The 24,518-nt window shown below is 74.0% G+C and carries 24 protein-coding genes; 8 read left to right on the top strand and 16 right to left on the bottom strand.

All coding sequences use genetic code 11. The features are described from left to right. Window positions 1-14: 14 nt before the first annotated feature. The 4 genes from HCK00_RS11670 to HCK00_RS11655 form a co-directional block, all read right to left on the bottom strand. Window positions 15-1,442, bottom strand: coding sequence for an Nramp family divalent metal transporter (locus HCK00_RS11670; RefSeq protein ID WP_168101778.1), 1,428 nt, complete (start codon window positions 1,440-1,442; stop codon window positions 15-17). 88 nt (window positions 1,443-1,530) lie between these two features. Then, window positions 1,531-2,481 (bottom strand): phosphoglycerate dehydrogenase, encoded by a 951-nt coding sequence (locus tag HCK00_RS11665; RefSeq protein ID WP_168101777.1) that lies wholly within the window; start codon window positions 2,479-2,481, stop codon window positions 1,531-1,533. Window positions 2,482-2,486: 5 nt separating this feature from the next. Beyond that, the gene (locus HCK00_RS11660) at window positions 2,487-3,284 is read right to left on the bottom strand and encodes an HpcH/HpaI aldolase family protein (RefSeq protein ID WP_168101776.1); all 798 of its coding nucleotides are present in this window, start codon (window positions 3,282-3,284) and stop codon (window positions 2,487-2,489) included. Window positions 3,285-3,451: 167 nt separating this feature from the next. Continuing rightward, window positions 3,452-4,432, bottom strand: coding sequence for an aldo/keto reductase (locus HCK00_RS11655; protein ID WP_311765267.1), 981 nt, complete (start codon window positions 4,430-4,432; stop codon window positions 3,452-3,454). 370 nt (window positions 4,433-4,802) lie between these two features. Here HCK00_RS11655 and HCK00_RS26920 point away from each other — a divergent pair, with 370 nt between their 5' ends. The 3 genes from HCK00_RS26920 (at window position 4,803) to HCK00_RS11635 (ending at window position 8,664) form a co-directional block, all read left to right on the top strand. Continuing rightward, on the top strand, window positions 4,803-6,410 hold the full coding sequence (locus HCK00_RS26920; protein WP_206320219.1) for a four-carbon acid sugar kinase family protein: 1,608 nt from the start codon (window positions 4,803-4,805) through the stop codon (window positions 6,408-6,410). A 347-nt stretch (window positions 6,411-6,757) separates the two neighbouring features. Continuing rightward, window positions 6,758-7,816 (top strand): 4-hydroxythreonine-4-phosphate dehydrogenase PdxA, encoded by a 1,059-nt coding sequence (pdxA, locus tag HCK00_RS11640; RefSeq protein WP_311765266.1) that lies wholly within the window; start codon window positions 6,758-6,760, stop codon window positions 7,814-7,816. 56 nt (window positions 7,817-7,872) lie between these two features. Further along, window positions 7,873-8,664 carry a DeoR/GlpR family DNA-binding transcription regulator gene (locus HCK00_RS11635; protein ID WP_168101775.1) on the top strand — a complete coding sequence of 264 codons (792 nt, stop codon included), beginning with the start codon at window positions 7,873-7,875 and terminating at the stop codon, window positions 8,662-8,664. A gap of 160 nt (window positions 8,665-8,824) precedes the next feature. Here the strand turns inward: HCK00_RS11635 and HCK00_RS11630 are convergent, their stop codons facing one another. The 12 genes from HCK00_RS11630 to HCK00_RS11575 all read right to left on the bottom strand — a co-directional run bounded on the left by HCK00_RS11630 (window position 8,825) and on the right by HCK00_RS11575 (window position 19,990). Further along, window positions 8,825-9,013, bottom strand: a complete 189-nt coding sequence (locus HCK00_RS11630; RefSeq protein WP_168101774.1) for a DUF397 domain-containing protein — start codon at window positions 9,011-9,013, stop codon at window positions 8,825-8,827. Further along, window positions 9,010-9,795 carry a helix-turn-helix domain-containing protein gene (locus HCK00_RS11625; protein ID WP_168101905.1) on the bottom strand — a complete coding sequence of 262 codons (786 nt, stop codon included), beginning with the start codon at window positions 9,793-9,795 and terminating at the stop codon, window positions 9,010-9,012. Before HCK00_RS11625 ends, HCK00_RS11630 begins: the two co-directional genes overlap by 4 nt. 491 nt (window positions 9,796-10,286) lie before the next feature. After that, on the bottom strand, window positions 10,287-11,228 hold the full coding sequence (locus HCK00_RS11620) for a phosphotransferase (RefSeq protein ID WP_168101773.1): 942 nt from the start codon (window positions 11,226-11,228) through the stop codon (window positions 10,287-10,289). 14 nt (window positions 11,229-11,242) lie between these two features. Then, window positions 11,243-13,891 carry an ATP/GTP-binding protein gene (locus tag HCK00_RS11615; RefSeq protein WP_168101772.1) on the bottom strand — a complete coding sequence of 883 codons (2,649 nt, stop codon included), beginning with the start codon at window positions 13,889-13,891 and terminating at the stop codon, window positions 11,243-11,245. A gap of 257 nt (window positions 13,892-14,148) precedes the next feature. After that, window positions 14,149-14,775 (bottom strand): 2'-5' RNA ligase family protein, encoded by a 627-nt coding sequence (locus HCK00_RS11610; RefSeq protein ID WP_168101771.1) that lies wholly within the window; start codon window positions 14,773-14,775, stop codon window positions 14,149-14,151. Next, a complete protein-coding gene (locus HCK00_RS27555; protein WP_311765265.1) occupies window positions 14,772-14,912 on the bottom strand; it encodes a PfkB family carbohydrate kinase in 141 nt (46 codons plus the stop codon). The genes HCK00_RS11610 and HCK00_RS27555 overlap by 4 nt, the downstream gene beginning before the upstream one ends. 274 nt (window positions 14,913-15,186) lie before the next feature. Further along, complete coding sequence (locus HCK00_RS11600) at window positions 15,187-16,236, bottom strand: hypothetical protein (protein WP_168101770.1); 1,050 nt, start codon at window positions 16,234-16,236, stop codon at window positions 15,187-15,189. A gap of 181 nt (window positions 16,237-16,417) precedes the next feature. Further along, entirely contained in the window at window positions 16,418-16,951 is a 534-nt protein-coding gene (locus tag HCK00_RS11595; protein ID WP_168101769.1) for a hypothetical protein, read from the bottom strand. Between the two features lie 528 nt (window positions 16,952-17,479). After that, window positions 17,480-17,695: a hypothetical protein gene (locus HCK00_RS11590; RefSeq protein ID WP_168101768.1), complete on the bottom strand. Its 216-nt coding sequence runs from the start codon at window positions 17,693-17,695 to the stop codon at window positions 17,480-17,482. A gap of 572 nt (window positions 17,696-18,267) precedes the next feature. Continuing rightward, window positions 18,268-18,735, bottom strand: a complete 468-nt coding sequence (locus HCK00_RS11585; protein ID WP_168101767.1) for a hypothetical protein — start codon at window positions 18,733-18,735, stop codon at window positions 18,268-18,270. After that, a complete protein-coding gene (locus HCK00_RS11580) occupies window positions 18,732-19,472 on the bottom strand; it encodes an Asp23/Gls24 family envelope stress response protein (RefSeq protein WP_168101766.1) in 741 nt (246 codons plus the stop codon). Before HCK00_RS11580 ends, HCK00_RS11585 begins: the two co-directional genes overlap by 4 nt. Continuing rightward, complete coding sequence (locus HCK00_RS11575; RefSeq protein ID WP_168101904.1) at window positions 19,469-19,990, bottom strand: RNA polymerase sigma factor; 522 nt, start codon at window positions 19,988-19,990, stop codon at window positions 19,469-19,471. The genes HCK00_RS11580 and HCK00_RS11575 overlap by 4 nt, the downstream gene beginning before the upstream one ends. Before the next feature lie 632 nt (window positions 19,991-20,622). Between HCK00_RS11575 and HCK00_RS11570 the strand changes: the two genes are divergently transcribed. From HCK00_RS11570 to HCK00_RS11550, 5 genes are all read left to right on the top strand, one after another. Beyond that, the gene (locus tag HCK00_RS11570; protein WP_168101903.1) at window positions 20,623-21,126 is read left to right on the top strand and encodes an Asp23/Gls24 family envelope stress response protein; all 504 of its coding nucleotides are present in this window, start codon (window positions 20,623-20,625) and stop codon (window positions 21,124-21,126) included. Between the two features lie 72 nt (window positions 21,127-21,198). Continuing rightward, entirely contained in the window at window positions 21,199-21,387 is a 189-nt protein-coding gene (locus tag HCK00_RS11565) for a hypothetical protein (protein WP_168101765.1), read from the top strand. Continuing rightward, window positions 21,384-22,967, top strand: a complete 1,584-nt coding sequence (locus HCK00_RS11560; RefSeq protein ID WP_168101764.1) for an Asp23/Gls24 family envelope stress response protein — start codon at window positions 21,384-21,386, stop codon at window positions 22,965-22,967. Before HCK00_RS11565 ends, HCK00_RS11560 begins: the two co-directional genes overlap by 4 nt. Continuing rightward, complete coding sequence (locus tag HCK00_RS11555) at window positions 22,964-23,548, top strand: hypothetical protein (protein ID WP_168101763.1); 585 nt, start codon at window positions 22,964-22,966, stop codon at window positions 23,546-23,548. The genes HCK00_RS11560 and HCK00_RS11555 overlap by 4 nt, the downstream gene beginning before the upstream one ends. Then, a complete protein-coding gene (locus HCK00_RS11550) occupies window positions 23,538-24,461 on the top strand; it encodes a YihY/virulence factor BrkB family protein (RefSeq protein ID WP_168101762.1) in 924 nt (307 codons plus the stop codon). The genes HCK00_RS11555 and HCK00_RS11550 overlap by 11 nt, the downstream gene beginning before the upstream one ends. The last annotated feature ends 57 nt before the right edge of the window (window positions 24,462-24,518 follow it).

The raw sequence follows: 24,518 nt of genomic DNA, 5'->3' as shown, positions 1-24,518 counted from the left end.
TGCGGGGCGGCGGGTCAGCCGGCGTCGATCACCCCGAGGGTGTTGAGGACGCCGTAGACCCCGAGGAAGGCGATCGCGGCGCTGCTCAGCACCAGGGCGACGGTGAGCCGCGTGCTGCTGCGGAAGCGGGCCGGGACGCCGGTGGAGCGCAGCCGCCAGACGGCGACGACCACGGCGAGCAGGAAGATGCCGCCGCCGATGCCGCCGATCTGCACCATGAGGACCGGTGACTGCACGTAGAGGAAGAAGCAGAGCCACAGGGCCGGCAGGCACACCGTCAGGATGCGGATGGTCCGCAGGCGCTGCGCCGTGTTCCGCCAGTCGATCACCCCGAGCAGGCCGAGGGTGTTGGTCCACAGCCGGGGCACGCTGGCGCAGGAGCCGATCAGGGTGGAGAGCAGCACGGCGATGGCACCGGCGAGGAACAGGTACTCGGCCCAGGGGCCCATGGTGTCGGTGTAGAGCCGGGAGAGCGTGGTGATCATCGAGTTGCCCTCGGGCACCAGGTTCTGCGGGTGGAGCACGGAGGCGCCGATGACGTAGAACGCGAGCGTGCACAGGGTGCAGATGATCCAGCCGGCGAGCACGTCGAGGTGCATCACCTTCAGCCAGCCCTCGGCGCGCCGGGCGCGCTCCTCGCTGCCGTCGTCCGGCCCGGTCCAGCGGGCGTAGCCCTTCTCCAGGCACCAGTAGCTGTAGGTGGTCATCTCGTCGGCGCCGATGCCGGTGATGCCGAACATGGCCAGCGCGATGCCGGCGGTGCCCAGCGGGATCGTCAGCGCGAGACCGCCCGCCAGGTCCGAGGCGCCGTAGCCGAACTCGGTCAGCGGCAGGCCGAGCGCCAGCACCACGGTGATCACGGTGAAGACGACCACCGCGGCGACGCACAGCCGCTCCACCACCCCGTACCGGCCGGTGCTGAGCAGGGCCACGGTGCCGGCGGTGATGACGACGGCCCAGGTGGCCAGGGACGGGAAGCTGAGCGCCTCGCCCGTGATGGGCCAGAGCACGGAGCAGGCGGCGGCGGTGCCGCCGATGATGCCCCCGCGCTGGAACATCTTGGCGAAGTCCATGCCGATCCAGAGCCAGTTGATCCAGCCCAGCCGGCCGATCCGGGGACCCACCTCGCGGTAGCCGTCCAGCGCCGTGCGGCCGTTGAGGATGGTCCAGCGGGCCAGCTCGACCTGGATCCACACCTTGACGGCGGTGGACACGATCACGAGCCAGAGCAGGGCGAACCCGGCGCGGGCGCCCAGGGAGGTGGTGACGATCAGCTCGCCCGAGCCGACGACCGCGGCGGAGATCACGAAGCTGGGGCCGAGGTGGCGGAGGCGGCCGGTGAAGGAACGCGGCGGTTCCTTCACGGCGTCGGGTGTCAGGGCGTAGGGGTCGGGGGGAGCCACCGGCGCCGCGGTGGGCTCCGGGGTCGTCGTCTGGGACATGGGCCGTCCTCGGGGAGCGGCCGGGCGGCGTCGGAGCCGTCCGGGGAGGGGCAGGGAGGTGGGGCGGGGAGCCGCGGGCGGGGGAGGGTCAGGGGACGGGCCGCAGGGGCGGGGCGCCGGCGAGGACGCGGAGCACGTCCTCGGCGACCATCCGGCCCATCTCCTGGTTGGCCTCGTGGCTGCACGCGGCGGTGTGGGAGGTGAGGAGGACGTTGGGGGCGTCCCGGAGCGGGCTGTCGCCGAGGGGTTCGGTGGCGAAGGCGTCCAGGGCGGCGCCGGCCAGCCTCCCCTCGTGCAGCAGCTCCGCGAGCGCGGTCTCGTCGACGAGTCCGCCGCGCGCCGCGTTGACCAGGTAGGCGCCGGGTTTCGTCGCGGCGAGAGCGCGCCGGTCGAGGAGCGGGCCCCGGGCGGGGTCCGCGGGCAGGTGGAGACTGAGGACATCGGCCTGCGCGAGGGCGCCGGCCAGGCTCACGGGGCGGGCGCCGGTGGCGGCGATCTCCGCCTCGGGGACGTACGGGTCGTGGGCGAGGACGGTCATGCCGAACGCGGCACCGTAGCCCGCGAGCAGCCGGCCGATCCGGCCGAAGCCGATCACGCCGAGGGTCCGCCCGGCCAGTTCGGGACCGAACCGCTTCGGCCACTCCCCGCGCGTGACCGCCCGGTGGGTCTCGGTGATGCCCCGGGTCAGGTCCAGGATCAGGCCGAAGGTGTACTCCGCCACGGCGCGGGAGTTGCTGCCCGGGGCGCAGACCACGGCGACGCCCCGGTCCCGGGCCGCGTCCAGCGCGATCGTGTCGACGCCCACGCCGTGCTTGGCGACGACCTTCAGCCGGGGAGCCGCGGCGATCACCTCGGCGGTGACCGTGTCCATCCCCACGATCAGGGCGTCCGCCTCCGCGACGGCGCCGAGGAGCTGTTCCGGGGTGGGCGCGGCGGCGCCGAAGGGGCGCACGGGGCCGGCCCCGCCCGCCTCCAGCAGGGTCCACGGCTCGGCGGAGTGGCGCGCGAAGGTGGGGGTGGTGATGACGGTGGTGGGCATGCCGGTCACCCCTCCGATCCGGCGGGACGGGCGGCGGACAGGTGGTGGCGGGCGATCTGTTCGAGGTGGGTCAGGTCGCTGGCGACGCTGGCGAAGGTGAACCCCTCGGCCAGACGCCGTGCCGCGCTCGCGCCGTCCGCGGTGTGGATGCCGGCGGCGATCCCCGCCGCGGCGGCGGTCTCCCGCACCCTCACCAGGGCCGCTTCGAACTCCGCGTCGACGGCCGGGTCGGTGGAGGTGGCCCCGCCGAGCGCGATCCGCAGGTCGGACGGGCCGACGTAGACGCCGTCGAGACCGGGGGTCGCGCAGATCTCCTCGACGTGGGCCAGACCGCTCTCCGTCTCGATCATCGCGAGGACGGCGGTCTGCTCGTGGGCGTCCGCAGGGTTCGGCCCGATGCGCAGACCGGAGCGCATCGGTCCGTAGGAGCGCCGGCCCAGCGGCGGGTAGCGGACGGCGGCGACGGCGCCGGCCGCGTCCCGGGCGGTGTCGATCAGCGGCACGATCACGGCGGTGGCGCCCGCGTCCAGGGCCTGGCCGATGGGCGCGGGGTCGTTGGCGATGACGCGCACCACGCCCACCGCGGTGCTGCCCCTGGTGTCGATCGCGGTGAGCGAGGAGAGCAGCCCCTGGTACTCCAGCAGCCCGTGCTGCGCGTCGAGCGCGACGTAGTCGTACCCGAGGCGGGCCACCCGCTCCGTGGACACCGGGGAGTCCAGCACCGACCAGTAGCCGAGGAGCGGGCGGCGGGCGCGGAGCGCGGAGACGAAGGCGGCCGGGGCGGAGGGCGAGGGCTCGGGCATGGAGTGCTCTTTCTGCGGGTGCGGGTGCGGGTGCGGGTGCGGGTGCGGGGCGGATGCCGGTGTACGGGTGGGCGCGGGCTCCGCGCGGGGAGTGGGGCGGCCGGGGCGGCCGGGGTGCGGCTCCGGGCTCCGGGAGCGGCGGGGGAAGCGGCGGCCCGGGGCCGGGGTCAGCGGTTGTAGGCGGGCATGGGGCCGCGCAGCTCCGCGCCCACCTCGTCGCAGGCGGCGGTCACCGCCTCCGGCAGCGGGCCGCGTCCCACGGCGGCGATGTTGGCCAGCAGGTGTGCGGTGCGGGAGCCGCCGAGCAGCAGGGCGTCGGTGGAGTCGCGCCCGGCCAGCCAGCGCAGGGCCAGCTCGGCGGGTTCGAGACCGGCGTCCGCGGCGATCCGGGCGAGCCGTCCGGCGGCGTCGAACAGCCGCTCGTCCCAGTACCGCTTGCGGTACATCGCGGAGAGGGCCGAGTCGCCGAAGCGGCCCGTGCTCGGCGTCGCGGAGAAGGTGTGGCGGCCGGTGAGGAGCCCGCCGCCGAGCGGGTTGTAGACCATGGTGCGCAGGCCGGAGACCGCCGCGTACTCGGTGTACTCCTCCTCGATCCGCCGGGCCAGCAGATTGTGCAGCTGCTGGGCGACCACCGCGCGGGGTGCCCCGGCCGCGTCCGCGGCCCGCGCCAGCTCGGCGATCTGCCACGCCGCGTAGTTGGACACCCCGAGCGCCCGCACCTTGCCCTCCGCCACGAACTCCGCGACGGCGCCCAGGGTCTCCTCCACCGGGGTGGCCCGGTCCGGCTGGTGCAGGTAGAAGAGGTCGACGTAATCGGTCTCCAGCCGCCGGAGGCTGCCTTCGAGCGCCGCGCGCAGCCCGGCCGCGGAGAGCGGGGCGTGGCCCTCCTGGTCGGGGTGGGGGATGCCCGCCTTGGTGGCCAGGACGACCTGCTCGCGCCGGCCGCGGAGCAGCCGGCCGACGATCCGCTCGCTCTCGCCGCCCGCGTAGCCGTTGGCGGTGTCGACGCCCGTGACGCCGGCGTCCAGCGCGGCGTGCAGCATGTGCGCGGCGCCCTCGGCGTCCACGGTGTCGCCGAAGGTCATCGTGCCGAGCACGAGCCGGGACAGGGGAACGCCGCCGCCGGGCAGCGTGATGCCGGTGCTCACTGGGAGGTCCTTCCGAAGGTGCTGGTGGTGCGGGGAGCGGAACCGTCGTCCCGGGGAGGGGGCGGGCGGTCCGCCCGGCGGGCGCCGGCCGGGTGGGCCGGCCTGCCCGCGGGGGGTGGGGCCGGAAACGGGGCGCCTCCCTCCGCGGCCCCGGTTTCCGGTGGCCCGGGGGAGGGGCGCGCCCGCCTCCCGCGCTCCGCGCCGTCCGGTCCGGTGACCTCGGAGGTCACCGGGCGGTGAACGGCGGGTTGCGTGTGACAGCAAGGTGGCACGCTTGCGCACTTCGCGCAAGAAGTAGTCGCGTATTTCGCGCAAGCTGTGTCATCATCGGGACGCGGTCACCGATCCACGCCGCTCCCGAGGAGGTCCCGTGACGAGCCCCAGCCGCCCCAGCCCCGCGGCGCGTGGCGTCGTGGCGCTCGCGGACGACCTGTCGGGCGCCGCCGAGACCGCGGCGGCGCTCCGGCTGCCCGCCCGCGTCCTGCTGCGGCCGGAGCGGGCCCGGCCCGCCGCGCCGGGCCGCGCGCTCGTCCTCGACCTGGACAGCCGGCGCCGGAGTCCCGCCGAGGCGGGCGCCGCCGTCGCCGCCGTCCTCGCCCGCGTCACCGCGCCCGTTGCCGCGCTCGCCGCCGGGGCCGTCACCGCGCTCGCCGCCGGGGCCGTCACCGCGCCCGCCGCCGGGGCCGTCACCGCGCCCGCCGCCGGGGCCGTCACCGTGCCCGCCGGGGCCGTCACCGCGCCCGTCGCCGGGGCCGTCGGCCCGGCCGGCGCCGGCGCCGCTTCCCTGCTGCTGATGAAGGCGGACTCGCTGCTGCGCGGGAACCTCGCCGAGGAGGCCGCCGCGTTCGCCGCCGGTGCCGCCGCCCTCGTCGTCGCCCCCGCGCTGCCGTCCGCCGGGCGCACCGTGCTGGGCGGCGTCGTCCACCTGGACGGCGTGCCGCTGCACCACACCGGCGCCTGGCGCATGGAGCCGGGTCCCGCACCCCGGTCCGCCGCCGGGGCCTTCGGCCCGCTCCCGCTCCGTCCCGTCGGCCTGGACGCCGTACGGTCCGGGCCGGACGCGCTGGCCGCCGTGTTCCGCGCGCTGGCCGCCGCCGGGCACCACCCGCTCTGTGACGCGGAGACGGACGAGGACCTGGACGCCGTCGCCGGGGCCGCGCTGCGCTGCGGTCCCGGGGTACGGCTGCTGGGCTCGGGCGGACTGGCCGCGGCCGCCGGCCGCCTGCTCGCCCCCGGCCCGCCGTCCCCGCGCCGCGCGGGCGTCCCCGCGCCCGGGAGCGGTCATGCGGACGGGCGGGGGGACGGGCCGGGGGACCGGCGGTCACCGGAGGCCGGGGCCCGGCGGCAGATGACGCCGGGCGATCAGAGGCCGGGCGATCCGGCGCCGGAAAACCTGACGTCACGACACCTGGCGCCCGGACACCCGGCGCGGGAAGTGCGGGAGTCCGGGGACGGCGGGTCGCCCGGGGACCGCCCGCTGCTCGTCGTCGTCGGCACGGCCGAGCTCACCGCCCCTGCGCAGATCGCGCAACTCGCCGCGCTGGGGGCCGAACACCGTCCGCTGCCCGCCGCCGTCCTCACCTCCGCCGGAGGGCCACCCCCGACGGCGCCGCCCGGCCCGGGCGTCACCGTCGTGAGCGTCGACGCCTCGGACGGGGTGGACCCGGGCCGGGCCCACCAGGTGTCCGAAGGGCTCGCGGCGGCCGTACGCGGTGCCGCGGCCGGCGCGGACCTCGTCCTCACCGGCGGGGAGACCGCCCGCCGCGTCCTGGACGCCCTCGGCGTCACCGCCCTCACCCCGGAACACGTCATCCACCCGGGCGCGGTCCACTGCCGCACGGACGACGGGCGCTCGGTGGTCACCCGGCCCGGCAGCCACGGCGGTACCGACTCGCTGCTGCGGATCACCCGCGCGCTGCGCCCCGGCTTCGGGCAGTCCCACGAGCCCCGGGCGCCGCGCGGCGCCCGCCGGGGGTGAGCCGCCCGAGCACCGCCACCGGCCCCCTCCTCCCGGCCCGGATTCCGTCCCTGTCCCGCTTCATCCCGTCCGCGGACCCGCCCCAGGTCACCGGCCTGGCCCCGCTCCACCGCCGCCCTGTGTCCCTCCAACCGTCATCCGCACCGAGCGCACCGACCCGGCCCGCCGCTCCCGGACTTCCGTCCCGGTTTCCGGATCGGCCCCGTCGGCGGCCCCGTCCGCGGCCCGTTCCGACCGGACGCCCCGGGCCGCCCGGCCCGCCCCGGGGGCGGTCACCACGCCGTCCTCACTCCCACCCGCGCCGACCCGCCCCACCTCAACCCCACCCCTCAGCAAGGAGATCCACCGTGAACGCAGCCCCCGCCGTGACTCCCGCCGCCGGTCCCGGTCCCGGTGCCGCCGCCCCGCAACCGCGTCCGATCATCGCGGTCACCATGGGGGACGGCGCGGGCATCGGCCCGGAGGTGATCGTCCCGGCCCTGCTCCACCCGGACACGCTCGCCGCGGGCCGGCCCGTCGTCGTCGGTGACGCCGAACGCCTCCGCCAGGCCGCCCGCATCCTCGGAGCCGACTGCGCGATCGTCTCCGTCGCCTCGGTCGCGGAGGCGGAGTTCACCCCCGGGCGGATCAACGTCATCGACCTCGGGCTCCTCCCGGCGGACCTGCCCTGGGGCGAGCTGTCGCCGGCCGCCGGTGCCGCCGCGTACGAGTACATCCGGGTGGCGGCCGAGCTCGCCGTGTCCGGCGAGGTCCACGCGATCTGCACCGCGCCCCTCAACAAGGAGGCGCTGCACGCCGCCGGGCACGTCTACCCCGGCCACACCGAGCTGCTCGCCCACCTCACGGGCGTGGACGAGGTGTCGATGATGCTGTCCACGCCCACCGTCAAGGTCATCCACGTCACCACCCACATCGGCCTTCTCGACGCCGTCGCGCGCATCGAGCCGGGACTGGTCGAGCGGACCGTGCGGCGCGGGCACGAGGCGATGATCCGGGCCGGGGTCCCCGAGCCCGTCATCGGGGTGTGCGGCATCAACCCGCACGCCGGTGAGAACGGCCTGTTCGGCTACGGCGAGGAGGAGGAGAAGATCGTGCCCGCCGTGGAACGGCTGCGCGCCGACGGCATCGACGCCCGCGGGCCCCTCCCCGCGGACACCGCGTTCTTCCTCGCCTCCCGCGGCGACTACGACCTGATCGTCGCCATGTACCACGACCAGGGGCACGGCCCGGTGAAGGTCATGGGCATCGAGGCCGGCGTCAACCTCACCGTCGGACTGCCCGTCATCCGCACCTCCGTGGACCACGGCACCGCCTTCGACATCGCCGGAACCGGCCGCGCCGAAGCCGGTAGCATGGTCGCCGCGCTGCTCCAGGCGGCGGAGATGTCGGCCGCCGCGGCGAGCTGACCGCCCGGCCCGGCCCGCCCCGTACCGCCGCCCGAGACCGGAGGACCCCACAACCGATGGCAGCGAACGGATCAGCCGCCCGCCGCGACCGGATCGTCCGCCTCGCGACGACCTCGGGGCTGGCGAGCGTCGAGGAACTCTCCCGGCAGTTCGGCGTCACCGCGTCCACCATCCGGCGCGACCTCGCCAAGCTCACCGCCGAGGGGCGGCTCGCCCGCACCTACGGGGGCGTGATGGCGCTGACGGCGCACCCGGAGGCGTCGCTCCGGCAGCGCACCGGGGAGGCGTTCGAGGAGAAACAGGCCATCGCCCGCTGGGCGGCGGCGCGCGTGCAGCCGGGCGAGACGGTGCTGCTGGACGCCGGGTCCACCGTCGGCGCCCTCGCCCACGAACTGCGCGGGTCGCGCCATCTGACGGTGGCCACGAGTGGCCTGACGGCCCTCCAGGAACTGGCCGACGTTGAATCGGTGCACGTCGAGTGTTTGGGCGGCACGCTCCGCCCGCTCAGCCAGGGCTTCGTCGGCCCGCTGGCGGAGGCCGCCCTCGAACGCCTCACGTTCGACCGGGCGTTCCTCGGCACCGACGGCGTGTCGGTGACGGAGGGCATCTGCGAGGCGGACCTGCGCCAGACCCGCCTCAAGGAGCTGATGGCGGCGCGCAGCGACCACGTCTACGTCCTCGCGCACGCCGGCAAGCTGGGCCGCCGCCCCTTCCACACCTGGGCCAAACTACCGCCCGGCTGGACCCTGGTGACCGACGCGGGCGCCTCGCCGGACTTCGTCCACCGCCTGCGCGACAACGGCGTCCGCGTCGAACTGGTCGAGGTCCCGGCCGCGCCGGAGGACTGAGCGGCACTTCCGCCGCCGGAACGGCGGTTCCCTCCAGCGCCGGCCGCCACGGCGACGCGCACGCGTGCCGGCCGTGACGCGCGCGCGTGCCGGCCGTCCGGGGGCGTGGCGGCCCCCGCCGGTCGTGTGCGGCAGGAGACCGGGCGCGGGGTCGCGGGATTCAGCTCCGGGCGGTGTGCGAGACGAAGTCCTGCCAGGCGGTGGGGGAGAGGGCGAGTTCCGGGCCGCGGGGGTCCTTGGAGTCCCGGACGTGTATCGCCGCCGGGGCCTTCGCCACCTCGACACAGTCGTCGCCGTCGGAACCGCTGTAGCTGCTCTTGAACCAGGTCCGTGCGTCACTGCTGCTCATAGCGCTCCTCGAAGTCGCTTCAGCAGGCCCCTGGAATCCGCGGGGGTGAGAGCCTGTGAGCGCAGTTTCGCATACCGCTGGAGGGTGATGCCGACCTCCTTCGGGTCCGAGATCAGCATGCCGCCACGCTGTCCCTCCGCATACCCGAACCACCTGTTGTCGTGCTCTGCGAGGAGCCTCAACGGGCCGTCGAACCCCGCGTGATCCGGCTGGTGGCGGGGCATGATCTGCAACTCGACGTTGAACTGGGACGAGCGCTCCAGCAGATGATCGAGCAGCTCCCGCGTCACGTCGGGGCCGCCCGTTCCGCGCTCGAGCAGCGCCTGCTCCACGATGAAGCTGAACGCGATCGGTGGCCGCCGGTCGAACAGGGTCTGGCGCGCCAGCCGGGCCGCCACCTGCTTGGCCACCTGCTCCTCGTCCTTCACCGGAGGCACGCTCTCCGTCACGGCGCGGGCGTAGCGCTCGGTCTGCAACAACCCGGGGATCACACGGCATTCGTACGTCCAGAGCGTCACGGCCTGTGCCTCCAGCCGCGCCCACTGCCGGAACCAGCTCGCCAGCCCCGCCTGCCGGGAGAGGTGGGGCGCCGCTCGGCGCAGGGCGCCGGTGTTGCCGAGGGCGGTCTCCGCACGTTCGACGAAGTCGCGGTCGGGCATCCGGCGGCCCTGTTCGACGGAGGCGACGGTGTGCTTGGAGAAGCGGACCACGTCGCCGAACTCCTCGCGGCTCAGGCCCGCGTGCTCGCGCAGGGCCTGGACGACGGCGCCGAAGGTGCGCAGGCTGTCCGACGCCCCGGGCTCACCCCGGAAAGCCCCGCCCGCCGTCGCCTCGGCGTCCCCGGAGCCGGGGCCCGCGTCCGTACAGCCCTGCCCGAAGCCGCCCGCTGAGACGCCCGCGAAGGTGCCCGTCTCGTCCCCGTACGCACCTTCACCGCCCGTGTTCTCCCGGGCCGTCGTCCCCTGGGCATCCCCGCGCCCGTACCCCTGATCGTTCCCCTCGGCCACCGCCGCCCACCTCCCGCGCACCCGCCCCACACACCGCTTCCGACGATCCCCCATCGTCACGCCTGGTGACAGGCGCCGTCCACTCTGGGTGTGCGTACGATGACACGGCGTACGCGAGTGCCGCGGGCGAACGACGCGATTCCCGCGCGATCGGATGAAAGACCCGTCACCGTATGTGAGTTCGCCCGGCGTTGAGTCCCGCCCCGTGCGGCACTCTGCTGGATTCCGATGATTGGGCGTTCTCCGTGAGGGGAGAGCGCGCTCCTTTACCGGACTCGCTGCCCGTCGTCGCCGGTGAAGGACAGAAGGTGGAGGTCTTCGACGAAACCGATCAGTTCCTGGTGGATCCGTGCCTTCGCCGGGTTGGGGAAGCGGACGTTGTGCCGGTAGTAGCGGTGAAAGGCAAGGATCAGTGCGGCGTGTTCGACAGCCGTGGGAAGCTGCCGGAGATCGGTCTCCGTGAGGCCCCGGACCTTGCAGTAGCCGTCCACGAACTGCATGGCACGTCCCGGGGCCAACGCGCCGTCGACGCGTGCGTGGCCGGCGAGGGCCATGCCGATGTCGAGCAGCGGATCGTCGATCGTGGCGGTTTCCCAATCGAGGACCGACAACTGATTGTCGGGATGCACGACGAGGTTGTCGGCATGGAAGTCTCCATGGACCAGAACGGGGCGCCTGCCCTCGGTGGGAGTGGCGAGCACGCCCTGGAGGCGCCCGTTGAGCCAGTGGGCGAAATCGCGGTCGGCGAAGCTGTCGACGGCCGCGCGGTGTTCGTCCGACAACCGGCGGGCCCCGACCGGCAGTCCCAGGTCCCCGGTGGGGACCGCGTGGACCTCGGCGAGCAGCATGCCTGCGGCGGGCAGCAGTTCCGAGGGGAGCTGGTCGAGTGCCTGCCCCTCGATCCAGCGTTTGAGGATCACGGGGCGGCCGTGCATGTCGGCGACGAGTCCGCCGTCCACAGTGGGCATGGGGGCAGGGGTGCGGACGTCCCGCCGGAAGAGCTTCAGGGTGAGCGCGGCCAGGTGCTCGGCACTGCCGTGGTCATGGTTGTCCAGAACGGTGAGAACGAAGTCCCCCTGGTCCGCTTCGGCCCGGAAGCTGGAGTTGGCCATGCCGCCCCTCAGCGGAGTGAGGCGGAGCCGGTCCAGTCCGTACCGTGCGGCGATCAGGGGGACGTCGATGTCGTCGAGGAGGGTGTAGGAGGCCACGAGCGCATTATGGATTACGGTTGCGTGACGGCGATCTGCCGGCGGCGGTCGGAGACGAGGCTCGTCCAGCGCCGGGCCGTCCGGTCGGGACCGTCGATCCACTGGGCGCGCGGGAGCTGCGCCGGGGGCTGGGTGCCCGTCATGAAGTGGGCGATCTCCTGAAGGTAGGCGAACTCCGCTCCCCGGACGCAGGCGCTGAGGGCCTCGCAGGCGGCGTCGATGACAACGGGGTCGTCGAGGACCGCGCCGTGGAAGCAGACGGCGAGGCGAGCGTAGGCGACGGACGAGGTCAACCCGCTGGCACGGGCCTCTTCGATGACCCGCTCCGCGCGTTCGGGAAGGGCGGGGTCGGAACCGGCGTCGCGCAGGAGCTGGGCGATGTCTACCTGGATGGCGGCCCAGCGGATGTCTGCGCGCTGGAGCATGGTGTGGGCGCGGTCGATCTGGCCCTGTGCGCGTTCGCGGTCCTGGAAGGCGGCGGCGAAGGCGAGGCAGGCCTGGCTGAGCGCGGCCTCCCCATGATGTCCCTCCCCGGTGGCCTCCTCGCGTGCCCGGGCGTACGAGGTGCAGGCGTTGGCGATGTCACCTTGCGTCCACCAGAGGTCGCCCAGAACTCGCTGCTTCCTGCCGTCGGGGCCGAGTCCGTCGGCTGCCTGGAGGACCTGCGGGAACTCTCCGAGGCGGCGGCTGAGGTGGATCAGGCCCCGCGCGGCGCGAGGCGCGAGACGTCCACCGGCCCCGGCGACCCGCCGCATGCCGTCCATGGATTCCGGCAGGTGGCCGAGATCGCGCTGCGCTTCCGCGAGGTGGTAGAGGGCGAGCTTCTCGGCGTGGGAGGGCAGCAGTCCCGTGCCGAGGATCTCTTCGAGGAGGTCGGTGACATGCCCGCGGTGGGTGCGCTGCCGGCTGGTGATGGCGTGCAGCGTGGCGGTGAGGACTGCGGCCGGGGAGTCGAGCCGGCCGGGGTCGGTGTTGAGGGGTTCCCAGACGGAGTCCTCGACGTAGGAGAACGCCGCTTCCACGAGCCAGCCGAGTTCGAGCTGGAAATCGCGGGCCAGTCGGAGCCCCTGGCGCAGGCAGGCGATCAGCAGACGCCGGTCGTGGGCGCGCCTGGACCTCTCGTGTTCGAGTCCGATCGCGTTGAAGGCCCGCTGCGCGGCGCGACGCCAGTCGGCGTCGCTCCACCGGTCCTCACTGGTCTCGTCGGCACCCCGGATGGCCTCGCGGAGCAGGTCGTGCAGGTGGTACGGCCACGGAGCGCCGGGGTCGGTGTCGATGAACGGGCGGTCGATGAGCTGGAGGGCGGGCGCGTCACGCTCATACCCGGCCGCTGCGGTGGCCAGTTCCACGGAGAAGGCGTCGAGGAGGGTCACGGCGCGCAGGATCTGGCGTTCTTCGCCGGTGAGGTCGCGGAACGTACGGGCCACCAGGGCGGGGAAGTCATAGTTGAACTCCTCGGCGTCCGGCTGACGGCCGTGCTGCTGGTAGAGGTCGAGAAAGCGCATGACAGCCAGATCCAGGTAGAGCGGGAGTCCGTGCGAGTGGGCGATGACCAGTTGCCGCGTGCGCTCGGCCATCAGGGGACGGTCTTCCCGGCGGAGCCTGCGGCAGAGGTAGCTCTCGCAGTCCTGCGCGGACAGGTAACCCACCCGGTGCTGGCGAGGGTCCTCGGAGGCCCCGGGGGCGAGGAGGGGCCAGGCGCGGGGGCCGGCCCAGTCGAGCTGGCCTTCGAGACCGGCGTCGTCCCACTGGAGACGGTTGCGCCCGGTGACGACGAACAGGGCGTTCGGCATCAGCCACACCACGCGCTGGATGAGCTTCTCCAGCTCCCGGTGGGTGCGGTCACCGACATCCTCGAAGGTGTCGAGGAGGATCACCGGCATGGCGGCCTTGCCGGCCGGCAGCTGCGCCAGATCCCACGCGAGGAGGTGGGCGTAGTAGCTGAGGGTCTCCAGATCCGGCTCGGCTTCGAGGAGGTCGGCGAGCCGGGCGCAACCGGCCAGAGCCCGCACCTCCCGGCGGTGTTCTCGCAGCGCCGCGACGACGCCGCGAAGTCCCTGGCCGACAAGGCTGCCGATCGTACCGGGCAGCATGACGGCCTGAGCGACGTCCGAGAGCGCGGACTGCATCTGGGCGGACAGCGAGCCCGATTCGGCGAATCGGCTCAGGAACCGGCTTCCTCGCAGATGGTCGTTCAGGGACTGGCCGGGATGATTCTTTTCCCACCAACGCCGCAATGCCAGATCGAACGCAGGCATGGGCCGGCCCAGTTGGGCGGCGGTCAGCCGGATGGCCAGCATCAGGTCCTCGAAATCCACACCGGCCTGGCGGGAGAGGTCGATCCGCACCGGAAGCAGACGTAACGGAAGCTCCGGCAGGGATCGCCACTGAGTCGGACCGTCGTCGGCCCCCGCCAGCTTGGCCGCGGAATGGCGTGACAGGGCCGACTTGCCGATGCCGCCGACGCCGTAGAAGACGAGCGTGTTGCGCCGGGGTGCCTCGAAATCCTCCACGTCGAAGCCCGGATCGCAGACCGCTTCTGCGTGCTCTACCATGCTGCGGACGATCGCGTCCCACTCGTCCTCCCGGTCGGCGAAAACCTCTTCCGCTGTCAGGTCCCGGTTGTTGGACCGGAACAGCGCACGTAGATCGGACTGCGTCACCGACGTCCCCTTGTCTCCGGCAATCCCCTGGCCCGGCCGGTGGCTGCCCGTTCCGCTGCGCGTCAGGCCCCTCCGGTGGCACAGGCGTGAGTACACGACGCATCTTCTCGCGTCATTGGCGCAGGGGCGAGTTGGCGTGCCGCCGTCCCGGTTCTCCTACCGTTGATGTCGTCGGGACCGGGAACGGAACCGTACGACTGTTCCGCGAGGCGGCGGACCCGGTCGGCCCGCTACCGCTCCCGGAGCTGCCAAGAATCTCAGAAACGGCGTTCCAGCAGCGTCTTCGCATGGGCGCCCTGCTCGCCCATCACGTAGAAGCTCAGCCGGTCGAAGACCAGCTCTTTGGGCAGACCGGCCCGGTCCCGGGCGGTGCGGGCCAGTTCCAGGACGGTGTGCTCCGCGGCGCGCCCCAGTGTTACGTGCGGGGCGTAGGCGGTGCCGGTGTACCGGTAACCGTAGCGCTCGTAGCTCGCCCGTTCCTCGTCGCTGAACCGGGAGGTGTCCCTGGCACGGCGGAAGGAGGCGCGGTCGAGGTGCCGTTCGAGCACGGTGAGCGCCGCCTCCTGAAGCGCTTCGAGCAGCGGCGGTCGCTCCAGGGAGAGGAAGAGCCAGCCGACGGGCTGGTGGATCACATCCGTGGTCGCCAGGGACACCTCACCGCGCAGGCCGCTCCCGGCAACCGCCGTGGCGATGGAACCGAGCGCTTCCGCCGGGTCGAGGGAGTCGGCGAACGGACCCTGGAACACCGTGACATGGGGAAGGTTGCCGTCCGGTGCCAGCCGGGGCCGCAGCGGCACCTCGCCGCCGATGTCCTGCTGCAGGCGCACGGCGGCCCGCAGGTGGTCCGCTCGCGGAAGCAGGGCGACACCGAGCCATCTCGTCATGGGTGAGCTCCAATTTTCGTGATCACATGACGTGCCGCGTCGAGGCCACGCCGCATACAGACGGCCGGCGGCTCGCCGCGCAGCCAGCCGGCGATGACGCCCGCGTCGAACGCGTCGCCGCCGCCCGTCCGGTCCACATGACGGCCAACGACTGCCGGGCGCCGATGACGGTGCTGAGGTCCGTGGCCAAGGGGGCGTCTCCGAAACGGAAGAGGTGGTCATGGGCCGGGCGGGCGGACCTCAGGATACGGACGATCCGGCGGAGTGAGCAGCGGCGGAGCGGCTCCCGTCCCGCCGCCAGCTGCGGCGGGAATCTCGTCGAGGCGCGGGGCGGGGGAGTCGCCGCTGCTGCCGGTCGTGTCCGGTGCCCTCATCCGTTGCTCTGTTGCGTGAGCAGTTGTGGTTTCGCTGTCAGGTGGTGCAGTTCAGGGCCTTCTTGGCCGCGGCTTCGAAGGGGCCGGAGATTCCCGTGCGGGGAAGCCCTGTCGCTTCGTACTCCTCCGGCTCCAGGAGGTAGGAGAGGTCGTCGAACGCGAGGACGGTCGTCCGGCCTCCGCACTCGGCGCTCTCGAAGCCACGGTTCTCCAGGGCCGCCACGAGTCGTGGGTTCCGCACCACGGCGAGCCGGGTGAGGGGTTCGCCGCTCTCCCCGTCCTTGAGAGATGTGAAGGAGAGGTCGCAGACCCAGTCCGCCTCAGGTGAATTCAACACTCCGGAGGTCTGTTCCTGTATTTCTTCCCCGCGAGGGCCTGCCGGCCTACCGAGCTCGAAGCCGGGAATCCCGCACACCTCGCTGAAGTCGGTCCGTGCCACCGCTGACGGCTCGTGCAGACGTGTCCCACCTCCGGCCTGCCCGTCCACGCTCCCGGCATCCGCGTCGACCGTGCCGCAGCGTGAACCGTCGGCGATGGCGCGGGCAGCCGAGTCGAGCAGGTGAGCCGTGTCGGAGGGAGCCGCCTTCCCGGGCACCGACACCCATAGCTTCGGTGTCGGTTTCCCGTCCGACCTCCGTGGGTCGATCGCCGACGCACAGGAGGAAGGCAGCAACGTCCACCCGCCCCTGGTGCTGTAGGCCCCGGGGCCGCCTTCGGCGCTGAGGTGCCGGTCTCCCGTGAACTCCCAGGAGGAACGGTGGAAGGGGAAGTCTTCCGCCTCAAGCCAGGCCGTCACCGTGAGCCGGTCGTCTCCCGCCCCGGTGAACCAGCCGGTCCGTTCCACGGTGCACGACCATGGGGAGGACTCGTGGGCGGTGAGCCGACCGAACGGGCCGCCGAGTACCTGTCGTGCTTCGTCGGCGGAGAACCAGCCGTGGCACAGGCGGTCTTCAGCGAACGCGTTCGTGTTGAAGTAGGTGAACGAACCGGCCAGGACGGCGAGGACTGCGGCGATACCACCGGTCCACTTCCAACGGCGGGAGAGGAAACGGGACGGCGGAACCGTCGTGCTGCTGTTCGTGTCCACGCGCTCACTCCCAGCCGAGGTGGACCGCGGCGTCGCCGCGCGCCTTCGCGTAGGAATGTTCTGCTTCACGTCGCATGGCCTGCCACGCTTCCCCGTCCGGGTCGTTCGCCGGTTGTTTGAGTGATGTCCGTCCGTGCCCCTCTGCCCAGTAGTCGTTGCGTGAGCAGTTGTGGTTTCGCTGTCAGGTGGCGCAGTTCAGGGCCTTCTTGGCTGCGGTCGCGAAGAGCTTCGACATCTCCCGCAGGTCCGGCATGCCCGTGGCGGCGCGCTCTTTCGGATCCCAGGGGTAGGAGAGGTCGTCGTGGGCGAAGACGACCTCGCGGTCGTTGCACTGCGTGCCCTCGAAGCCGCGGCTCTTCAGTGCTGCCACCAGTCGTGGGCTCTGGACCACTGCGAGGTGTGTGAACGGTCCGTTCTTCCTGTCATTTTTGAAGGAGAGGTCGCAGAACCAGTCCGTGCCGGTGGAGTTCAGCGTTCCGGATGTCTGTTCCTGGACCGGCTGTCCGCCGGGACCGGTTACTTCGCCGAACGCGAGCGAGGCCATCCCGCAGACCTTGTCGAGGTCCGTCGGGGTCACGGCCGACGGGGTGTGGACCTGGGCGTCCCGTCCGGTCTCATGGTCACCTGGTGTGCCGCACAATGCGCTGCCGGCGATGACGTCGGCGGCGGAGTTGAGCAGGCGGGCCATGGCCAGGGGGCTGGTTTTCTCCGTCACGCTCCCGAAGACGACGGGAGTCTTTCCTCCGGCCCATGCGGGTGATTGGAGTTCCGACGCGCAAGCGTCGGGTAGCAGGGTCCATCCGCGTCCGGCTTCGTAGGCGCCTGGTCTGCCGGCGCCGTTGATGTGCATGTCCCCGGCCACATCCCAGCTCGAGCGGACAAAGGGGAAATCTTCGGACTCCATCGAGGCCCGTATGGTGAGGGACGTGTCGCCCGAGCCGGGGAACCAGCCGGTCCGCGTCACCGTGCACCACAGCGGTGAATTGTCGTCAGCACTGACCCGTCCGATGTTCCCGCCGAGGACTTCCCGTGCTTGCGCGGTGGAGATCCACCCGTGGCAGAGGCGGTCGTCCGTGAACACGTTGGTGTTGAAGTACGTGAATGCCCCTGCCAGGAGCGCCAGTACGGACGTCAGCGCTGCGGCCCACCGCAGTCGGCGAGTGCGATGCGCGACGGGCTGGGCGCCGAGGTCTGTGGTCCTCCCGACCGCGGTTCCAACGGGGGCGTCACCGGTTTCCATTGTTCACTCCCATCCCAGGCTGACGGCCGCGTCACCGCGTGATGCCGAGTAGGACTGCTTGGCCTCGCGCTTCATGGCCTGCCAGGCCACCCAGTTGGAATCGCTCTTCACGTTGTCCCCGTCCTCGATGTCCACACCGCGCCTTGCCGCCCACTGATCGATGAGGGCGTGCGTGCCGCCGACTCCGAGTGAGTAGTGCTCGGAATTCTTCTCCTGCACGTCTGACTCGATGATCGAGAGGAGGTCCTGGGGCCACTTGTACGTCTCGACGTCGACCAGCCGTTGAAGTGTGTCGCCGATGATGGGGAAGCCGGTGAGGGGGACGCCGGCGACGTGATAAGCGTACTTGGCCTGGTCATTGACGTTTCTCCGCGGTGATCACTTCCAGATTGCCGATGGCGTGAACCCCGGACTTCCCGGGATCCGCGGGGAGATCTCACCGGCCGGCGTCCGGCCGGGTGGTCGTGCACGGCGGAGGGGCGCGAGCGGCCCCGTGCCCCCTGGGTTGCCTCCCATGGCCTGATCCGCCGGTCCGCACGACCGGGTTGGCGGGGCACGGCCGCGTCTGGTGGCCCGGGCGCTGCTGCTGCGGTTCGGGACGGTGGCCGGTTCCTCGGCGAGCTTCCATGTGCTGCTGCCGGTCGTCCCCACGTCGTCTTCGAAACGGACTCCCCGGGCCAGCGTCGGCGGCCGCGCATGGTGATGCGCGCGCCCGCCCGCCGGGCGGCGGCACCGTGCCGGCCCCGCATGTGCCGACCCCGCACCGGTGCCGGGCTCAGACGGTGCCGGGCTCAGACGGTGCCGGTGATGGTGACCGTGATGTGGGCCGTCTCGGTGGGGAAGTGGGTGGCCAGGCAGGCTTCGACGGCTCCGCGGGTGGCGCGGGTGATGTCCAGGGCACGGGTGCCGGCGCGGGTGACGATCCGCACGTCGATCGTCCACGGGCCGGTGCCGCCGGGGCGGCTGATCCGCAGGCCCGCGGGGGGTGGCGCGCCGTCGCCGGGGTGGTGGGAGCCGTCGGGTCCGCCGGGCCCGGCGGACCCCTCTTGTGTGTGCCGTCCGTGGTGCGCGTCGGGCACGTCCTGCCCTGCGGACCCTGCGGACCCTGCGGACCCTGCGGACACGGCGGGCCGGTCAGCCCGCCGGAGGGCCGTGCGCAGGGAGCGCGCGATGCCGGGCTTGAGGAAGGCGACCCCGGGCACCCCGCGCACGGCCGCGGTGAGGGCCTCGGTGAGGGCCGGGAGCTGGGGCTGGGTCATCGGCCGTGGCCTTTCTCGCCGCTGTCGGGTTCGTCGATGAGGTCCGTGACGAGGATGTCGACGCCGGCCACGTCGAGGCCGAGGTGCCGGTCCGCCGCCGCCTGGACGTGCCGGCGCACCCGCTCGGCCAGGCGGGGCAGGTCGGGGGTGGCCAGCGGGGCGTGGATCTCCAGGCGCACGGTGACCCGGGTGGGGCGGACCGGCCGGCCGGCGACGGTCACCTGGGCGGGGCCGGCGGTCCCGGCGGGGGCGATCCGGCAGGAGCCCGCACGGACGCCGGGTACCTCTTCGGCGGCGGCGCGCAGCGGGCGGGCCGCGACCGACTCCATGATCCACAGGTCCTCGCCGGCCTCGCCCAGCGGCAGCGGGCGCCCGGGGCGCAGTTCGCGGCGCACCAGGTCCATGACCCGTCCGGTGAGGCGGGCGGCGATGTCGGCGTCGCGGGAAGCGGTACTCCCGGCTCCCGCCTCTCCGGGGCCGCCGGCGGCAGCGCCGTCAGCGGCATCAGCGCCGGCAGCGCCGTCAGCGGCGCCGTCGCGCAGGGCGCGGACCGCTGTCTCCAGTTGTTCCAGGTCCGCCACCGCGGCGCGGCAGTGCGGGCACCGCTGCCGGTGGGCGTCGGTGACGCCCTCCTCCCAGTCCGTCCAGACCTGGGACAGCAGCCGTCCGCAGGGCAGCCGTTCGTCGTCGGGCTCGTGTGGCGGTGGCGCGTCGGGCGGGTGGATTCGGGTGGTCATCGCCAGGCCCCCAGTGCGTTCGTCAGGTGGCGTCGGGCACGGAAGACGCGGGCGCGGACGGCTTGCTGGCTGATGCCGACCGTTTCCGCGATGAATGCGTAGGACTGGCCGTCCCATTCTCTCAGCACCCAGCAGGTGCGCTGTTCCGCCGACAGCCCGCCCAGCGCCTCGTGCAGCTCGGACACCGCGGCGCGGGCCTCGGCGATCCGGCCGGGGGAGACGGTGTGTTCGGGCGCGGCCACGGCCCCCGCCGCCTCCAGCGGCTCCTGGGGTTTGCGGGCACGGAGGACGTTCAGGCAGCGGTTGGTGACGATGCGGTACAGCCAGGTGGAGAAGGACGCGTGGCCGCGGAACTCCGGCAGGGTGCGCCACGCGCTGATGAACGCCTCCTGCACGGTGTCCTCCGCCTCCGGTCCATTGCCCACCAGCCGGGTCGCGAGCCGTACCAGCCCGGGGGCGTGCCGGCGCACCAGGACGGCGAAGGCCTCCTCGTCGCCCTCCGCCGCACGCACCGCCAGGAGGGCGTCGTCCGGGCCGGGGGAGGCGACGGCCGGCGTGGGGTCCGGCGCGGGTCCCGGCGCGGGCGGGGCGCCGGCCGTCGCCCCCGGAAGGGCGTCGCCCGGTCCGGCCGCCTCGTCGGGCGGTCCGGTCGGTGTGGGGTCCCCCGCCACGGGGCGGCTCCTCTCGTCGGTGCGGTGCGGTGCGGTGCGGTGCGGTGCGGTGCGGTGCGGGCCTCGCCGGCCTCCGCCGGTTCCGCGCCGTCCTCGCCGCTCCTTCCTGTTGGACACCGCGGGCGCCGTTCTGTGACGCGCTCCGCCGGATCCGCGGTCACGCGGCCGGCCGGTGCTTCCCGGAGGCGGTGCTTCCGGAGGCGGTGCTTCCGGAGGGCGGACGGGGCCGTTCGTGAGGCGGCGCGAGCCGGCCCCGAAGCTGCCCACCGATCGCAGTGGTGCAGGTCAGCGTCGCACAGACGGTGACTCCGGCGGGGACCGGCCGGCCCCGGGCCCCTCCCCGGCGCGGCGGCGCCGGTGCGGCTGCCGGAGGTTTTTCCGGGAAGGTGCGTCACAACCTCCGTCCGGTGGTGTCCAACGGAGTGAACGCACTTCACAGCACACCGCGACAGCGGCGGGCACGGAGAGGACTGATGACGATGGCCACGCAGCAGACGACCCCGGTTTCCCCGAGCGTCACCGCCCCCCGGAAGGAGCCGGCGGGAGGCTCGACGGACGTGGTCCTGGGCGCCCCCGGCGTGAACGAGCCCGCCGGGACGCGGGGCAGGACGTCGATCGCGGATGTCGTCGTCGTGAAGATCGCCGGTGTGGCGGCCCGGGAGATCCCCGGCGTCTTCGACATGGGCGGCGGCATGTCCCGCACCATCGGCGCGGTCCGCGACCGGGTCCCCGGCGGCCGGCCGAACGTGGGCCGCGGCGTGAAGGTGGAGGTCGGCGAGAAGCAGACCGCCATCGACCTGGACCTGGTCGTCGAGTACGGCGTGCCCATCACCGACGTGACCGCCGAGGTGCGGGAGAACGTGATCGGCGCGGTGGAGCGGATCACCGGCCTCGAAGTCGTCGAGGTCAACATCGCCGTCAACGACGTGCACCTGCCCGACGAGGACCACGACACCGCGCCCGCCGAGTCCCGCGTCGAGTGACGTCCGGCGTCCGGGACTGTCCTACGCACGGCGGGACCGCGCCCCGCGAGGGCCGGTGAGAGGTGGTTGACCATGAGCAGAGCGGTGATCGGGATGTTCGCGGGGATGGCGCTGGCCTTCGCCGGCTACTTCGGCGGCTTCGCGGCCTTCCTCCTCGTGGCCGCCCTCGGCGGGGCCGGCTTCGCGGCCGGGTCCTGGCTCGACGGTGAGGGCCGGACGGAGGACCTGCGCGAGATGTTCCAGGCACGGAGACGGCGATGACCTCCGGCACGGGACGCGGCACCGCCCCCGGGGCCGGGCGGGGCGAGGTCTCCTGGGTCGGCCGGGGCGGTGCCCCCACGAGGCGGGGCGGCGCCCCGGCCGGGACGCGGGTCGCCGGCGCGCCTCCCGGGGCCGGGGGAGGGACCGCCGCCGGAGCCCGGGCGGGCGCGCCCGTCGCCGCGGCCCGGCGGGGCACCACGACCATCGCCGGCAAGGCGGTCCGCAAGATCGCCGAACGGGCCGCCGGGGAGGTGCTGCCCGCGCCGGCGGCGGGCACCGTCAGCGGTTCCGCGACCGTCCGGGGCCGGCGGGCCTCCGTCGCGCTGCGCGCCGCGCTGCCCTACCCGGCCCCGCTGTCGGAGACGGCGCGCGAGGTCCAGCGTCATGTCGCCGACCGCGTCCGCGGGCTGACCGGGCTGGAGACCGGGCGCGTGGACCTGACCGTCACCGGCCTGAGGAATCCGCCGGCGCTGCCCGCCCCGGCGGCTCCGTCCCCACCGCTGTCCCCGCGGCCGTCCGGACAGCCGGCCGGCCGGCTGGGTCTCGCGCCGCCGTTCACGCCGGCGGAGCAGGTACCCACGGAGGCCGCGCGTCCCGCCGTGCGGCAGGCCCGGCGTCGCTGGTGGTCGGCGCGGCGCGGGCCGATGGCCGCTCTGACGCTGACGGCCGCGGCGGCCTGCGCGGCGGTGACCGCGGACGTCATCCGCGTCCACGCCACCGGCCGGCCGGCCGCCGCCTGGCGGACAGGGCTGCTGGACTGGCTCTCCGGGCACGGCCCGGGCGGCACACCGGTCACGATCGCCGGTGCCCTGCTCGCCCTGGCGGGCGCGTGGCTGCTCGTCCTCGCGTGTACCCCGGGGCGGCGTCACCAGCTCACCCTGACCCCGCCCGCGCCCGGATGGAACGTCGCGGTGGACCGCTCCACCGTGGCCGCGCTCGTCCGGGACGCCGTCGAGCGGGCCGGCGGGATCTCCACGGCCACCGTCCGGGTGCGCCGCGGGCGCGTCACCGTCCGGGCCCGCCTGGCCTTCGGTGACCTTCCCACGGCCCGCGAGCAGGCCACCGCCGCTGCCCGCCGGACCCTCGCGGACTGCCCGCTGCGCCGCGCGCCCGGGCTGCGGGTGACCGTCACCCCGGAACCGGCCTGGCAGCCACCGGGCGGCACGGGCACCTCCGTGACGGGGCGGTCGCGGAGGTCCGGCGAGGCCGGCGGTGGCGGCACGGACGCGGAGCCCCGTGACGTCATCGGCGACGGGCCCGGCGGCGCCCCCGGCGGTGAACCGGGCGGTGCGCGCCGTGCCGCCCCGGGGGACGCGCCGGACGACGGGCCCGGCCACCGGTCCCGCGTGATCTCCGGCGGGGCACCCGCCGGCCCTCCCCCTGACGCGGGCCGCTACGGTCCCCAGGGCGCTGCCGGCGCGGCCCGTCCCCTTCCCGAACGGGCTCCCGGACGGGACACGGAAGCCTTCCCCGGCGGCGGGCCCGGCGATCACGCCGGGCACGGGCACGGGCCCGGCCACGATCACGGCCACGACCACGACCGGCACCAGGACCGGCACGACGGAGGCGAGCGCCGATGAGACAGCCCCGTACCGCGGTGAACCGCACCGTGCTGGCGGCGGCCGGCCTGGCCCTGCTCCTCGGCGGTGGCCGGCTGGCGTCGGCCGGGACCGACGTTCTCCCGGGCCGTCCGCCCGCCTGGTGGCCCGCCGCGCCGGCCGGCGGCGTGCTGCTGGACCGCGAAGGGCTCGCGGCGCTGCGCGGCCAGGACTGGTGGACCCCCGCCGTCGTCACCGTGGGCGTCCTCGCCACCGTGCTGTTCGCGGTGTGGTTCCTCGCCCAGGTCCGGGTCCGTACGCGGTCCCTCCTGCCGCTGGCCGCCCCGGGCGGCGCCGTGCGCACCCGGGCCCTGGCGGACGCCCTCGCCGAACGGGCCGCCACCGTGGACGGTGTCACCCGCTGCCACGCGCGTGTTCATGCCGGACCCCGGATCCTGCGCGTGCGGCTGCGGGTCCGGCTCGCTCCGGACACCACCCCCGCGGACGTCCTCGGACCCCTCGCCGCCGCCACCGCGGAAGCCGAACGGGCCGCCGCCCCCTACACTCTCGACGCCCGTGTACGACTCAGCCACCAGAAACGCCCGAGGCCCCATGTCCGCTGATTCCCGCCCGGCCCCCGCAGGGCTCCGGGCCTTCGGGCGCACCCTCGCCGGCCCCACCCGCGCCTGGGGCCCGGCGCTGCGCCGTACCCCGGTGTCGATGTGGAACGACGACATCGCCGACTACGCGGCGGCCCTCACCTACTACGCCATCCTCACCGTGCTGCCGACCCTGCTGGTCACCGTGCTCGTCTTCGGGGCCGTCAGCCCCGGGACCGCCGAGCAGATCATCACGAACGTCACCCTCTACGCCCCCGGCGAGGCCGGCTCCGACCTGCACACCGCGCTCGCCGGGATCCTCACCCGGCACTCCGCCGTGTGGGCCGTGCTGGCCACGGGCGTGGTCAGCGCACTGTGGTCGGCGTGCAGCTACCTGGCGGTCTTCCGGCGGGCCCTGCACCACATGCACCGCGTCCCGGACGCCCGTTCGCCCTGGCGCAAGGCCCACCGCATCGTGCTCACGGCGCTGGCCCTGCTGGCCCTGCTCGTCGTCAGCGCGCTCGTGCTGGTGCTCAGCGGGCCGGTCGCCGAGTCCCTGGGCAGTCTGCTGCACCTGGACGCGACCGCCGCCTTCGTCTGGCGACTCGCCCGCTGGCCGCTGCTGGTGTTCCTGGTCGCCGTCCTGGTCGTGGTGGTCTTCCACACCGGCTCCGTCCCGGACCGGCGGCGGCGCGACAGCGTGCTGGGCGGCGCCCTCGCCGCCACCCTGTGGCTGGCCGTCTCCGGCGGGTTCACGCTGTACGCCTCCCTGCTGAGCACCTACAGCCGCCTGTACGGCTCGCTCGCCGGCATCGTCGTCTTCCTCATCTGGCTCTGGCTGTCCAACCTGGCGCTGCTGGCGGGCGCCCAGTTCACCGCCGAACTCGGCAAGCGGCGGCCGGTCCCGGCGCAGAGGCACACCACCGCGACGGCGTAGACGGCCCTGGCCCCGCCCCGGGAAGCCGCCCCGGCCGCCCGGCGCCCGGGGCGGGAC

Source organism: Streptomyces zingiberis, from assembly GCF_012034935.1.
Lineage (GTDB): Bacteria > Actinomycetota > Actinomycetes > Streptomycetales > Streptomycetaceae > Streptomyces > Streptomyces zingiberis.
This window is presented reverse-complemented; position numbering and strand designations above follow the sequence as displayed.

Coding starts and splice junctions, on each gene's coding strand:
- HCK00_RS11670 (WP_168101778.1), bottom strand. CDS start 1,442: ATGTCCCAGACGACGACCCCGGAGCCCACCGCGGCGCCGGTGGCTCCC.
- HCK00_RS11665 (WP_168101777.1), bottom strand. CDS start 2,481: ATGCCCACCACCGTCATCACCACCCCCACCTTCGCGCGCCACTCCGCC.
- HCK00_RS11660 (WP_168101776.1), bottom strand. CDS start 3,284: ATGCCCGAGCCCTCGCCCTCCGCCCCGGCCGCCTTCGTCTCCGCGCTC.
- HCK00_RS11635 (WP_168101775.1), top strand. CDS start 7,873: ATGGCAGCGAACGGATCAGCCGCCCGCCGCGACCGGATCGTCCGCCTC.
- HCK00_RS11630 (WP_168101774.1), bottom strand. CDS start 9,013: ATGAGCAGCAGTGACGCACGGACCTGGTTCAAGAGCAGCTACAGCGGT.
- HCK00_RS11610 (WP_168101771.1), bottom strand. CDS start 14,775: ATGACGAGATGGCTCGGTGTCGCCCTGCTTCCGCGAGCGGACCACCTG.
- HCK00_RS11585 (WP_168101767.1), bottom strand. CDS start 18,735: ATGACCCAGCCCCAGCTCCCGGCCCTCACCGAGGCCCTCACCGCGGCC.
- HCK00_RS11580 (WP_168101766.1), bottom strand. CDS start 19,472: ATGACCACCCGAATCCACCCGCCCGACGCGCCACCGCCACACGAGCCC.
- HCK00_RS11570 (WP_168101903.1), top strand. CDS start 20,623: ATGGCCACGCAGCAGACGACCCCGGTTTCCCCGAGCGTCACCGCCCCC.
- HCK00_RS11565 (WP_168101765.1), top strand. CDS start 21,199: ATGAGCAGAGCGGTGATCGGGATGTTCGCGGGGATGGCGCTGGCCTTC.
- HCK00_RS11560 (WP_168101764.1), top strand. CDS start 21,384: ATGACCTCCGGCACGGGACGCGGCACCGCCCCCGGGGCCGGGCGGGGC.
- HCK00_RS11555 (WP_168101763.1), top strand. CDS start 22,964: ATGAGACAGCCCCGTACCGCGGTGAACCGCACCGTGCTGGCGGCGGCC.
- HCK00_RS11550 (WP_168101762.1), top strand. CDS start 23,538: ATGTCCGCTGATTCCCGCCCGGCCCCCGCAGGGCTCCGGGCCTTCGGG.